Source organism: Paraburkholderia sp. GAS32 (genome assembly GCF_050434225.1).
GTDB lineage: Bacteria > Pseudomonadota > Gammaproteobacteria > Burkholderiales > Burkholderiaceae > Paraburkholderia > Paraburkholderia madseniana.
This window is the reverse complement of sequence record NZ_JBNPVS010000017.1, coordinates 19,567-31,961: the sequence shown is the minus strand read 5'-3', so window position 1 is coordinate 31,961 and position 12,395 is coordinate 19,567. Positions and strand designations below refer to the sequence as shown.

Here is a 12,395-nt window from a genome sequence, read left to right as displayed (position 1 = left end):
GGCGACGCATGGCGCGTCTTCGCTTTAATGGCACCGCCTGCGTCGGCCCAAGTCTGCCTACTGACCGAGCAGATTTTTCAACGCGTTACCCAATCCTTTCACTGTCTCCCCGGCGCCCTTCGCCAAGCCTTCGACGCTCACGCCCATCGCTTGCGCAAAACCGGCGCCAAGGCGCGTCATCAGACTTTCCTGCACCGAAAACTTCGGGTCGCGCAAATTCCCATCCAGGACGAAATGTAGCGTGATGTCGCCGTTGTGCATCTTGAGCGCGGCGATGGCGGCTTGGGTCGGAATCGACATGAAGGTGTCGAGCGGGTTGTCGCTGTCGGCGAGTTGCAGATGGTGGATCGTCACCGTGCCGGGTGCATGCAGTTGAAAGTTGCGCACCGTCGAGTCGACTGTCAGGTCGACTGTGCCGCCCGTCACTTGCGCCTTCGCGCCGGTTTTTTTCAACAGGTACGGATCCAGCATGACAACATCGACGCCGCGCAATGTGCTGGTGGTCTGCGAATCCTTGCTGGCAATCTTGATCCACCCGCCGAACGAAACGGTGCCAGTATGCGTTGGGCCCTTGATCGAGCCGGTGACGCTGACGTTGGTCGGTTCGGTGAGCGCGGGCAGATGCAGGTGATCGACAGCTGCGTTGGCGTTGCTGACCGTCACTTTGAATGCCGGCGGGCCGACCGTCATGTCGTAAAAATGAAAGTTGCCTTGCTCGAAGCTAACGTGATCGACCAGCTTTTCGCGGGAGCCGGGGGTTGCCGCGCCGCTGGCTCCCTCGTCGTTCGAGCCGTTGATCGGGCCGTTGATCGATTGCCGCAGATTCGGCATCAGGCGGATCGCACCGTCCTTGGTTCGCAGTACGGCGATGTCGAAGCCGCGCACCACCACGCTGCGAATATGCATGCGCCGCGCGAGCAGATCGCGGATGTCGGGCGTGATGGTGATTTCGTCGGCACGTAGCGGATCGCCGGCGGGCCAGCCGGGCGGCGCCTTGAGCAGAACGTTGGTGAGATGGACGGAAGTGAGGCCGACCCGGATGCTTTCGGCGCTGCCTAATGGTCCGAGCGCCACAATGATGCGTTCTTTGACTTCGCGCTGCGCGAACTGCAGCGCACCGACCGCGACGACGATCAGCACCAGCAGCAGGCCACCTGCGGCAATCGCCCAGCGCTTGCCCTTCGACATCGCCATGCTTGCCTCCTCGTCGCCGCGCTGGGCGGCGTGGGTGTGATCGGCCGGTGTGTGCGCCCGTTGGACGCACAATTATTTGATAGGGCGAAGTTCCTGCATCCCGCCGGGACGACGTGTATCACCGCCGTGGCACGCAAGGCGTGTGCCCTACCACCTATCCGCAAACGAACGGTAATTGCGGCGTACAACGATGAGCAAAATGACCGGGCAAATGGCTGGCCAAACGGCCGGCAAAACGCGCCGACCGGGCGGTCAGCAAAGTGGCTCACAAAATGTCAGCAATAAAGAGACCCGCAAAACAGCCCGCTCATCAGCCAACGAGCGGGCCGTCAGGCTAGCGATTTATCGTGCGATCGGCTTGTAGCGCAGACGCTTCGGACGTGCGGCTTCTTCACCGAGGCGGGCACGCTTGTCCGCTTCGTATTCCTGGTAGTTGCCGTCGAAGAACGTGATTTGCGAATCGCCTTCGAATGCCAGGATGTGTGTCGCGATCCGGTCAAGGAACCAGCGATCGTGCGAGATCACCATGACGGAGCCGGCGAACTCGAGCAACGCGTCTTCGAGCGCGCGCAGCGTTTCGACGTCCAGGTCGTTCGACGGTTCGTCCAGCAGCAGCACGTTGCCGCCCGCGATCAGCGTTTTCGCCAGATGCAGCCGGCCGCGCTCACCGCCCGACAGATTGCCAACGGTCTTCTGCTGATCGCCACCCTTGAAGTTGAAGCGGCCGATGTACGCCCGCGAAGGCGTTTCGTACTTGCCGACGGTCAACACGTCCGCACCGCCGGAGATTTCTTCGAACACGGTCTTCGAGCCGTCGAGCGCGTCGCGGCTCTGATCCACGTACGCGAGCTTGACCGTCGGGCCTTGCACGATCTCACCCGAATCCGGCTGCTCACGGCCGGTGAGCATGCGGAACAGCGTCGACTTACCGGCGCCGTTCGGACCGATGATGCCGACGATCGCGCCCGCCGGAACCTTGAAGCTGACGTCGTCGAGCAGCAGGCGATCGCCATACGACTTGCTGACGTTCTTGAACTCGATGACTTCATTACCCAGGCGGTCGCCGACCGGGATGAAGATTTCCGAGGTCTCGTTGCGCTTCTGGTAGTCCTGGCTGTTCAGTTCCTCGAAGCGGGCGATACGCGCCTTCGACTTTGCCTGACGGCCCTTCGGATTCTGGCGCACCCACTCCAGTTCCTTCTTGATCGCCTTCTGACGCGCCGATTCCGACGACTCTTCCTGCTTCAGGCGCTCTTCCTTCTGGTCGAGCCAGCTGCTGTAGTTGCCCTTCCAGGGAATGCCGTGACCGCGGTCGAGTTCGAGAATCCACTCGGCGGCGTTATCGAGGAAGTAGCGATCATGGGTGACGGCGACGACGGTGCCCGGGAAGCGTGTGAGGAACTGTTCGAGCCAGTCGACCGATTCCGCATCCAGGTGGTTGGTCGGTTCGTCGAGCAGCAGCATGTCCGGCTTTTCGAGCAGCAGCTTGCACAACGCGACGCGGCGCTTTTCGCCGCCCGACAGATGTTCGATCTTCGCGTCCCACGCCGGCAGACGCAGCGCGTCGGCGGCGATTTCGATCTGTTGTTCGGCGCTGCCGTCGGTGGTGGCGAGAATGGCCTCGTACTTCGCCTGCTCGGCGGCGAGCGCGTCGAAGTCGGCGTCCGGCTCAGCGTAGGCTGCGTAGATTTCGTCCAGTTTCTTTTGTGCGCCGAAGACGTCGCCGAGACCTTCCTCGACCGCTTCACGCACCGTCTTGGTCGGATCGAGCTTCGGTTCCTGCGGCAGATAGCCGATGTTCAGGTTCGGCATCGGCGTGGCTTCGCCCTCGATGTCCTTGTCCACACCGGCCATGATGCGGATCAGCGTCGATTTGCCCGAGCCGTTCAGGCCCAGCAAACCGATCTTCGCGCCGGGGAAGAACGACAGCGAGATGTCTTTCAGGATTTGACGCTTGGGCGGCACGATTTTGCCGACCCGGTTCATGGTGAAGACGTATTGGGCCATTTGCTTGCAATAGACGTTGACGACGCCGGCCGCGTGGGGGCGGGCGGTCGTGGGTGGATGGGTAATGGGTGTTGTAGCCGGGCGGTGCGCCCGGTGCCAGCCGGCGCGGCGTCGAACTCGGCGTCGAACTTCGCGACGCCCCGCGCGCGGGCGGGTTGTGCAGATGGCATTGTACTTCGGGGCGGGGGTGGGGCGGCAGAGGGCACCCCTCGCGACGTCAGTTCGCGCGCCGTCCACTCCCCGGATCGAAGAAATGCAGATGCTGCGCGGGCAGCGAGACTTGCAGCGCTTCGCCAGCCGGGGGGCGGTGCGTGTGCGGCAGCCGCACGGTCACGTCGTGCTTGCCCCAGCGGCCGTGCGCGAGGTTGTCCGCGCCGAGCAGTTCGCAGGAATCGACGGTCAAGGTGGCGTTGGATGCGTCCGCTTGACCCGGCGTCATGTGCTCGGGGCGAATGCCGAGCGTCCATTCGCGGCCCTTCGCAACTTCCCGGCCGATCGATGCCACGCCTGTAAGCGGCAGCTTCGGACCGTTGCCAGCCACTTCAAACGTCAAGCCGTCGTCCGACACGCGGCCTTCCAGCAGATTCATCCCCGGTGAGCCGATGAAGCTCGCGACGAACACCGTCGCCGGCCGCTCGTAGACCTCGGTCGGCGCGCCGATCTGCTCCGCGTGACCCTTGTTCATCACGATTACGCGCTGCGCCAGCGTCATCGCTTCAATTTGATCGTGGGTGACGTACAGGCTGGTCGTGGCAAGCCGTGCATGCAGGCGCTGGATTTCGAGGCGCATTTGCACGCGCAGGCGTGCATCGAGATTGGACAGCGGCTCATCGAACAGAAACACCGCCGGCTCGCGCACGATCGCGCGGCCCATGGCGACACGTTGTCGTTGCCCGCCGGACAACTCGCGCGGCTTGCGTGCGAGCAGCGGACCAAGCTCGAGAATCTGCGCCGCAGCGTCCACGCGCTTCGCAATCTGCGCGCGATCGACGCCCGCAATCTTCAGCGCGTAGCCCATGTTTTCGGCGACGCTCATATGCGGATACAGCGCGTAGTTCTGGAACACCATCGCGATGTTGCGATCTTTCGGCTCCAGGCGATTGACCACTTTGCCGGAGATCGAGACGGTGCCGTCGGAGATGCCTTCGAGCCCGGCCACCATCCGCAGCAAGGTCGATTTGCCGCAACCCGACGGACCGACCATCACGACGAACTCGCCGTCCGAGACGTCCACATCGATGCCGTGCAACACGAACTGTTTGCCGTCGTAGGTCTTTTTAACGCCTTGCAGAGTCAGTGCAGCCATGCTGTTTTAGCCTTTTCGTTGCTTGCCGCGCGTGCCACGCTTTGCGCGGCGTTCTTTATTTGTCCAACGCCGAAGCTCGCCCAAGCTGCGCGAGTTACTTCTCCGAGTCCACCAGTCCGCGCACGAACCAGCGTTGCATCGTCAGCACGACGGCGAGCGGCGGCAGCATCGCGAGCAGCGTCGCGGTCATCACGAGATGCCATTCGGTTGCGGTATCGCCGGAGGCGATCATGCTTTTGATGCCGACCACGGCCGTGGTCAGCGATTGCTGGCTTGTAATCAGGATCGGCCATAGATACTGATTCCAGCCGTAAATGAACGTGATGACAAAGAGCGCCGCCATGTTCGTTTTTGACAGAGGCAGCACCACGTCCCAGAAGAATCGCATAGCGCCCGCGCCGTCGATACGCGCCGCTTCCATCAGTTCATCGGGCAGCGTCATGAAGAATTGCCTGAACAGGAACGTGGCGGTGGCCGATGCGATCAGCGGCAACGTCAACCCGCTATACGTATTGCTCATATGCATCGACGACACGACTTGCACGGTCGGAAAGATGCGCACTTCGACCGGCAGCATCAGCGTGACGAAGATCAGCCAGAACGACAGATTGCGAAACGGAAAGCGGAAAAACACGATCGCATACGCGGAGATCATCGAGATGGCGATCTTGCCGATCGAAATCACCAACGCCATGACGAGGCTGTTGAACAGCATGCGGCCGAACGGCGCCGCCGCATTGCCGCTGCCATGCGACCAGACCGTCGAGATGTTCTCGAATAGATGCGTACTCGGCACTAGTGACAGCGGCACGCTGAACACCTCGTGCTCGCTCATCGTCGCCGCGCAAAACGCGACGTACACCGGAAACACCACCAGCACGACGCCGAGAATCAGCACCGCATGGCAGAAGAGGTCGAAACCGCGGCGGTTCTCGATCATGAGTATTGAACCCTGCGTTCGATGAAGCGGAATTGCACGACCGTCAACGCGACGACGATCACCATCAGGATGACGGACTGCGCACCCGAGCTGCCGATGTCCAACCCCTGAAAGCCTTCGGCGAAAATCTTGTAGATCAGCGTGCGGGTGGATTGCGCCGGGCCGCCGCCGGTGGCGGCGTCGATCACCGGGAAGGTATCGAAGAACGCGTAGGTGATATTGATCACCAGCAGGAAGAAGCTGGTCGGCGAAAGCAGCGGCAGGGCGATGCCGAAGAAGCGCCTGACCGGACCGGCGCCGTCGATGGCCGCCGCTTCGATCAGCGAACGCGGAATCGCCTGCAAGCCGGCATAGAAGAACAGAAAGTTATAGCTAACCTGTTTCCATACCGAAGCCAGGACCACCAGAAACATCGCCTGGCCCGCATTCAATGCGTGATTCCACACGATGCCGTACTTGGCGAGCGCATAGGTGACGAGGCCGATGCTCGGGTTGAACAGGAACGACCACAACACGGCGGCGATCGCGGGCGCGACCGCATACGGCCAGATCAGCAGGGTCTGATAAGCCTTGGCGCCGCGTGTCACGCGATCCGCGCAGACCGCCAGCAGAAGCGAAATCACCAATCCGAACACGGTGACGAGCGCACAGAAAATCAGCGTCGTATTGAACGACGACAGGTAAAGCGGATCGGCGAACAACTGCTTGAAATTGGCGAGCCCGACAAACTCGCTCGACGTGCCGAAAGCGTCCTGACTCTGCGTGGATTGCCACAGCGCTTCGCCTGCCGGCCACAGAAAGAACAGCAGCGTGATCAGGAGTTGCGGCGCGACGAGCAGGTAGGGCAGCACGCTGGTGCCGAAGCTGGAGCGCTTTTCCATCGAAGTTTCCTAGGTTCTGCTGCAACAACAGGTTTCGGTGCGGGCGCACCGAAACCTTGCCGGTTCGTGCTTGGTTAGTTACCGGCTTTCTCGAAGCGGCGCAGCAACTCGTCGCCACGCGACACCGACGAATCGAGCGCTTGTTGCGGCGTCTTCTTGTCCGCCCACACCTGTTCGAGTTCTTCGTCGATCACGGTGCGGATCTGCGGCATGTTGCCCAGACGCAAGCCTTTCGTGTACGGCAGCGGCGGTTTGTTGAGCATCTGCTTGATCGCGGTATCGCTGCCCGGATTCTTCTCGTAGAAGCCTTGCTGCTGGGTCAGCTGATACGCGGCGGTTGTGACCGGCAGATAGCCGGTGTCCTGGTGCCACTTCGCGGCAACCGGCGCCGACGACAGATAAGACATGAATTTCGCCACGCCCTTGTACACCGCCGGATCTTTACCCGACAGCACCCACAGGCTCGCTCCGCCGATGATCGCGTTCTGCGGCGCGCCCTTCACGCTGGCGTCGTACGGCATCATGCCGGTGCCAAAATTAAACTTCGCGTACTTCTTGATCGTGGCAAGCGAGCCCGACGAGTTCGTGATGATCCCGCAGTCACCGCTATAGAACTTCGACACCGGTTCGTCCTTGCGGCCGACGTACGTGAAGGTGCCTTCCTTCTGCATGTTCTGCAGGAACTGGATGTGCGCGACCTGCAGCGGCTTGTTGAATTCGAGCTGCGCGTCGGCGCCGTCGAACCCATTGTTCTTCGACGCGAACGGGGCGCCATGCCAGGCGCTATAGTTTTCGAGCTGAATCCAGCTCTGCCAGCCCGACGAATAACCGCACGCCATGCCCGACGCCTTCAGCTTCTGTGCGTCCACCTGCAATTCGGCCCAGGTTTTCGGCGGCTGATTCGGATCGAGCCCGGCTTTCTTGAACGCGTCCTTGTTGTAGTACAACACTGGCGTCGAGCTGTTGAATGGCATCGAGATCAGTTCGCCGGTCTTGGAGTCGCTGTAATAGCTGGCGATGGTCGGCACGAAGGCCTTTTCGTCGAGCGGTACGCCGGCTTGCTTGAATACTTCCGAGACCGGGATCACGGCTTTCTTCGCCTGCATCATTGTCGCGGTGCCGACTTCGTAGACCTGCAGAATGGCCGGCGCGTTGCCGCTGCGATAAGCCGCGATGCCGGCGGCGAGGGTTTGGTCGTAGCTGCCCTTGAACACCGGTACGATCTTGTAGTCGCTTTGCGACGCGTTGAACGCGTTGGCGATGTCGTTCAGACGCTCACCGAGGGCGGCTTCCATGGCGTGCCAGAACTGGATTTCAGTGGCGGCATGGGCTGCCTGGCTAATGCCGAGGCTCAGCACGGCGGCAACGGAAAGTGAACGGAATAACGGCTTGCAACGCATCGATTGATCTCCTTGTCGGAACGGGCGCAGATGGGAATCGCGCGATTCTATTTGTGTTCGATGACAGTCCGGCGTCAGGTGCCTGGCGGAGGCCCGCTTTTTGACAGGCGCCGACTGCCGCAATTTAACATCGGCTGTCACGAAACGGAAACAATGCACGCTTGATCAGCGTGCTTATTAATCAGGATTCCAGATGCAGAGTTCAGTACGATTGGCGGTTTTCGGCTCGATAGCGAGTCTCATCCTGCTCGCGGGATGTGCACTGACGCCCACCACGACGAATAACGGGCCGTCGACGGTGACCTCGTTGCCGAAGATCATCGCGCATCGCGGCGGCACTGGCGACGCGCCCGAAAACACGCTCGAAGCGATTCGGCAGTCGATCGCCCATCGTGCCGACGCTATGTGGCTTACGGTTCAGTTGAGCAAGGACGGCGTGCCGGTGTTGTACCGCCCGGCCGATCTGTCGGCATTGACCGACACGAAAGGGCCGGTGTCCGCATTCACGGTGGCAGAACTCGCGCGTATGAACGCCGGCTGGAATTTCCGCCGTGGCGACGCGTATCCCTATCGTGATCACCCGATTGGTATTCCGACGCTGCGGCAAGCGTTGCAAGCAATTCCGCCCGCCATGCCGATCATCCTCGATATGAAAGCGCTGCCCGCCGCGCCGCAGGCGCTGGCGGTGGCACGTGTGCTGGACGAAGAAAACGCGTGGCCCCGCGTATCGATCTATTCGACGGAAGCGGACTATCAGCAGAGTTTCGCCGTATATCCACATGCCAAGCTGTTCGAGTCGCGGGACACGACACGGGCGCGGCTCGTGCGCGTGCTGCTCAACCAGGGTTGTGTGGACGCGCCGGCTGAACACACCGCCACGGCGTTCGAATTGCACCGGCAGATGACGGTGGTGGAAAAATTCACGCTTGGCGAGGGACGCTCGGATGTGCAGGCAAGCTTGTGGACGCCCGCGACGGTCGCGTGCTTCCGGCAGAAGCCCGATGTGCGGATCGTCGCGATCGCGGTGAACGACCCGGACGATTATCGGGCGGCGGCCTGTCTGGGGATCGACGCGGTGCTGGTCGATTCGCCGCTGCAGATGGCGGCAGTCAAGGCAAGTATGGCTATGCCGCTGCGATGTGAGGCCCGGCAGGGGGCGCAGAGCAGGCAATAAAAAAGCCCGCATTTCGCGGGCCTTCTTCTTCCATTACGGCGGAGTTCAGCCTTTCGCTGGCCACCGCCTGACGCCGAGGCGAAGCCTCAAACGTTGAACAGGAAGTTCATCACGTCGCCGTCATGGACGACGTATTCCTTACCTTCCGCACGCATCTTGCCGGCTTCCTTCGCGCCTTGTTCACCTTTGTAGGTGATGAAATCGGTGAAGCCGATCGTCTGCGCGCGAATGAAGCCGCGCTCGAAGTCGGTGTGAATCGCGCCTGCTGCCTGCGGTGCCGTGTCGCCGACATGGATCGTCCATGCGCGCACTTCCTTCACGCCGGCCGTGAAGTAGGTTTGCAGGCCCAGCAACTTGAAACCCGCGCGGATCACGCGGTTCAGGCCCGGCTCGTGCATGCCCATGTCGGCGAGGAACACTTCCATATCCGCTTCTTCGAGGTCGGCGATTTCCGCTTCGATCGCGGCGCACACCGCAACGACCGGCGCGTTTTCCGCTGCCGCGAACTTCGACACCGCGTCCAGATGCGGGTTGTTCTCGAAACCGCCTTCCTTCACGTTGGCGACGTACATGGTCGGCTTGGCGGTGATCAGGCAGAACGGCTTGAGCGTGGCCTTTTCTTCATCCGACAGGTCGAGCGCGCGGACCGGCTTGGCCTGGTCGAGTTGCGCGCGCACCTTTTCCAGCACGGCGGCGTTCTTGATGGCTTCTTTGTCGTTACCCGACTTGGCGGCCTTCGAATAGCGCGACAGCGCTTTTTCGACGGTCGCGAGGTCGGCCAGCGCCAACTCGGTGTTGATCACTTCGATATCCGACAGCGGATCGACCTTGTTCGCGACGTGGATCACGTTGTCGTCTTCGAAGCAGCGCACCACGTGCGTGATCGCATCGGTTTCGCGGATGTTCGCGAGGAACTGGTTGCCCAGACCTTCACCCTTGCTCGCACCGGCCACGAGACCGGCGATGTCGACGAATTCCACCACGGCCGGCAGGATGCGCTCCGGTTTGACGATTTCGGCGAGGGCCTTCAAACGTGCGTCCGGCACTTCGACAATGCCGACGTTCGGCTCGATCGTGCAGAACGGGTAGTTTTCGGCGGCAATACCCGCCTTGGTCAGCGCGTTGAACAGGGTGGACTTGCCGACGTTAGGCAAGCCGACGATGCCGCATTTGAGGCTCATGGAAATCCTTCAGTGAATCAGTAAGTTGCGTGATGCGCTCGACGCTGTGTGCAGGATTCGGAAAGCCTTCGCGTTTGGCGGGGCGAAGCGAGTGCAGCGGAGCGGGACAAGACACCAGACCGGGGCGTTGCCTCGACGATTCTGGGCGAGTTTTGTCACGAAAAACGCAATTGTAACCCGTTCGGATGGGGTTCTTGATCTGCCTGCGGTAAAGCGGGGCGCTCGATCCGTCCCCCGCAACCCCCGCGGCTATAATGCGCGGATGAACGCACACCACCAGACCTTTGATGCCGCCGTGATCGGTGGCGGGCTCGTCGGCAAGACCGCGGCGCTGGCGCTGACGCAAGGCGGACTGCGCGTGTCGCTGCTCGCGCAACCCTGTGCGGCGCTGGCCGCCGGCGCCACCTTCGACTCGCGGGTCTACGCGCTGTCGTCGAGTTCACAGGCTCTGCTGGAGCGGTTGCGGGTCTGGCAGGCGCTCGATCTGTCCAGGCTCGGGCCCGTCTACGACATGCGCGTCTATGGCGATGCGCATGCTGAACTCCACTTTTCCGCGTTTCAGGCGTCCGTGCCGCAACTGGCGTGGATCGTCGAGTCGTCGGTGATCGAGCGCGCACTGGATGCCGCGCTGCGTTTCCAGCCGAATCTCACCTGGATCGACACGCGTGCGCAGGCGCTCGACTTTACCGCGGATGGCGCGAGCGTCGGTCTCGCCAACGGCAACGTGCTCGAGGCCGATCTGGTGGTCGGCGCGGACGGGGCGCATTCGTGGGTGCGCGCGCAGATTGGCTCGAAAATGGACCGGCGCGACTACAAGCAAACCGGCGTGGTCGCGAATTTCAAGGCCGAAAAGCCGCACAGCGAAACCGCCTATCAATGGTTCAGGGACGGCGAAATCATCGCGCTGCTGCCGATGCCGGACGGCCACGTGTCGCTGGTCTGGTCGGCGCGCACCGAGCACGCCGAGCAACTGCTCGCGCTCGATCCGGCGCAACTCGCGGCTGAAGTCGAGCGCGTGACGGGCGAGCAGTTCGGCGCTTTGGAATGCGTGACGCCCGCGCAAGGCTTCCCGCTCGCGCTGCAAACCGTCGATAAGCTCGTGGCGCCGCACGTCGCGCTGGTTGGCGATGCCGCGCATCTGATTCACCCGTTGGCGGGCCAGGGCATGAACCTCGGTTTGCGCGATGTCGCGGCGCTTGCCGAGACGGTCGCCGGCAAGGAAGCGTTCCGCGATCTCGGCGACATGGTGCTGCTGCGCCGCTACGAGCGTGCCCGCCGCGAAGACATCCGCGCGCTGATGATCGCCACCGACGGCCTGCAAAAGCTCTTCTCGGCGCCCGGTCCGTTTGCCAAGGTATTGCGCAATACCGGCATGGCATTTGTCGGCGCGCAGCCGTTCATCAAGCGCTGGCTGGTGTCGGCCGCGCTAGGGTAAAGCGGTCTACCCGGCATACCCAGCCGGCGAGACGGGTATCATGAACGGATGGACGCCATTCTGGTCAGACCAGAAACGTCCCAAAAAACGCGCGTCACGCGCGATCGAACTCCAGGAATTAAGCATGAAAAAATCCTTCCGCATCGCGGCCGTCGCGCTCGCGATCGCTGCCGTGGCAATCGGCTGCTCCGCGCAGGCCGACCAAGCCACCGACAAGCTCAAAGCCACCCTGCAAACGCGTCTGACCGACGTGACGATCAAGAGCGTGACGAAGTCGCCGGTTGCCGGTCTCTACGAAGTGAATCTCGGCACGCAGATCATCTATAGCGATGCGAATGGCGATTACCTCATGCTCGGCGACATTGTCGACGCGAAGACCCGCAAGAATCTGACCGAAGCGCGTCTGGCGGAGACCAACCGGATCGACTTCGCGAGCCTGCCGTTCGCGAACGCGGTGAAGGTCGTGAAGGGCAACGGCGCGCGCAAGATCGCCGTGTTCTCCGATCCGAACTGCCCGTACTGCAAGCAGCTCGAAACCACGCTCAAGTCGATCGATAACGTCACGGTCTACACCTTCCTGTACCCGGTGCTGTCGCCGGATTCGACCGCCAAGTCGAAGTCGATCTGGTGCTCGACCGACCGCGCGAAGGCGTGGGAATCGTGGATGCAGGATCGTCAGGCGCCCACGGCAGCCGGCACCTGCGACACCGCCGCGATCGACAAGAACCTGGCGCTCGGCCGCGCGATGAACGTCGACGGCACGCCCACGGTGTTCCTCGCCGACGGTCGCCGCCTGCCCGGCGCCGTGCCGGCCGACCGGCTGGACAAGGAAATGTCCGCCGTGCGCTGAGCACGCAGCACCAGTCGAAGAAAGGAG

The 12,395-nt window shown here is 62.1% G+C and carries 10 protein-coding genes; 3 read left to right on the top strand and 7 right to left on the bottom strand.

All coding sequences use genetic code 11. The annotated features are described in order from the left end of the window. Positions 1 to 57: 57 nt before the first annotated feature. The 6 genes from P3T25_RS20965 to ugpB form a co-directional block, all read right to left on the bottom strand. A complete protein-coding gene (locus P3T25_RS20965; RefSeq protein ID WP_429358889.1) occupies positions 58 to 1,194 on the bottom strand; it encodes a DUF748 domain-containing protein in 1,137 nt (378 codons plus the stop codon). Between the two features lie 342 nt (positions 1,195 to 1,536). After that, positions 1,537 to 3,201: an energy-dependent translational throttle protein EttA gene (gene ettA / locus P3T25_RS20960; RefSeq protein WP_171926379.1), complete on the bottom strand. Its 1,665-nt coding sequence runs from the start codon at positions 3,199 to 3,201 to the stop codon at positions 1,537 to 1,539. Between the two features lie 217 nt (positions 3,202 to 3,418). Continuing rightward, entirely contained in the window at positions 3,419 to 4,507 is a 1,089-nt protein-coding gene (locus P3T25_RS20955) for a sn-glycerol-3-phosphate import ATP-binding protein UgpC (protein ID WP_266259562.1), read from the bottom strand. 94 nt (positions 4,508 to 4,601) lie between these two features. Beyond that, positions 4,602 to 5,447: a sn-glycerol-3-phosphate ABC transporter permease UgpE gene (gene ugpE / locus P3T25_RS20950; RefSeq protein ID WP_171926381.1), complete on the bottom strand. Its 846-nt coding sequence runs from the start codon at positions 5,445 to 5,447 to the stop codon at positions 4,602 to 4,604. Further along, positions 5,444 to 6,328, bottom strand: a complete 885-nt coding sequence (gene ugpA / locus P3T25_RS20945) for a sn-glycerol-3-phosphate ABC transporter permease UgpA (RefSeq protein WP_054036671.1) — start codon at positions 6,326 to 6,328, stop codon at positions 5,444 to 5,446. Before ugpA ends, ugpE begins: the two co-directional genes overlap by 4 nt. 74 nt (positions 6,329 to 6,402) lie before the next feature. After that, complete coding sequence (gene ugpB / locus P3T25_RS20940) at positions 6,403 to 7,728, bottom strand: sn-glycerol-3-phosphate ABC transporter substrate-binding protein UgpB (protein ID WP_154566639.1); 1,326 nt, start codon at positions 7,726 to 7,728, stop codon at positions 6,403 to 6,405. Between the two features lie 193 nt (positions 7,729 to 7,921). On the opposite strand from ugpB, the gene P3T25_RS20935 reads away from it, so the two are divergent. Next, entirely contained in the window at positions 7,922 to 8,902 is a 981-nt protein-coding gene (locus P3T25_RS20935; protein WP_429358888.1) for a glycerophosphodiester phosphodiesterase family protein, read from the top strand. An 86-nt stretch (positions 8,903 to 8,988) separates the two neighbouring features. On the opposite strand, the gene ychF is transcribed toward P3T25_RS20935, so the two are convergent. Beyond that, the gene (gene ychF / locus P3T25_RS20930) at positions 8,989 to 10,083 is read right to left on the bottom strand and encodes a redox-regulated ATPase YchF (protein ID WP_154566637.1); all 1,095 of its coding nucleotides are present in this window, start codon (positions 10,081 to 10,083) and stop codon (positions 8,989 to 8,991) included. A gap of 262 nt (positions 10,084 to 10,345) precedes the next feature. On the opposite strand from ychF, the gene P3T25_RS20925 reads away from it, so the two are divergent. Both P3T25_RS20925 and P3T25_RS20920 read left to right on the top strand, forming a co-directional pair. Next, a complete protein-coding gene (locus P3T25_RS20925) occupies positions 10,346 to 11,518 on the top strand; it encodes a UbiH/UbiF family hydroxylase (protein WP_429358887.1) in 1,173 nt (390 codons plus the stop codon). A gap of 124 nt (positions 11,519 to 11,642) precedes the next feature. Further along, positions 11,643 to 12,368, top strand: a complete 726-nt coding sequence (locus tag P3T25_RS20920) for a DsbC family protein (RefSeq protein ID WP_154566635.1) — start codon at positions 11,643 to 11,645, stop codon at positions 12,366 to 12,368. Positions 12,369 to 12,395: the final 27 nt, after the last annotated feature.

What these genes read in the sequence shown, in the direction of transcription:
- P3T25_RS20935 (WP_429358888.1), top strand. Translation starts at nt 7,922, where the DNA reads ATGCAGAGTTCAGTACGATTGGCGGTTTTCGGCTCGATAGCGAGTCTC.
- P3T25_RS20925 (WP_429358887.1), top strand. Translation starts at nt 10,346, where the DNA reads ATGAACGCACACCACCAGACCTTTGATGCCGCCGTGATCGGTGGCGGG.
- ugpA (WP_054036671.1), bottom strand. Translation starts at nt 6,328, where the DNA reads ATGGAAAAGCGCTCCAGCTTCGGCACCAGCGTGCTGCCCTACCTGCTC.
- ugpB (WP_154566639.1), bottom strand. Translation starts at nt 7,728, where the DNA reads ATGCGTTGCAAGCCGTTATTCCGTTCACTTTCCGTTGCCGCCGTGCTG.
- P3T25_RS20920 (WP_154566635.1), top strand. Translation starts at nt 11,643, where the DNA reads ATGAAAAAATCCTTCCGCATCGCGGCCGTCGCGCTCGCGATCGCTGCC.
- P3T25_RS20955 (WP_266259562.1), bottom strand. Translation starts at nt 4,507, where the DNA reads ATGGCTGCACTGACTCTGCAAGGCGTTAAAAAGACCTACGACGGCAAA.
- ettA (WP_171926379.1), bottom strand. Translation starts at nt 3,201, where the DNA reads ATGGCCCAATACGTCTTCACCATGAACCGGGTCGGCAAAATCGTGCCG.
- ychF (WP_154566637.1), bottom strand. Translation starts at nt 10,083, where the DNA reads ATGAGCCTCAAATGCGGCATCGTCGGCTTGCCTAACGTCGGCAAGTCC.
- P3T25_RS20965 (WP_429358889.1), bottom strand. Translation starts at nt 1,194, where the DNA reads ATGGCGATGTCGAAGGGCAAGCGCTGGGCGATTGCCGCAGGTGGCCTG.
- ugpE (WP_171926381.1), bottom strand. Translation starts at nt 5,447, where the DNA reads ATGATCGAGAACCGCCGCGGTTTCGACCTCTTCTGCCATGCGGTGCTG.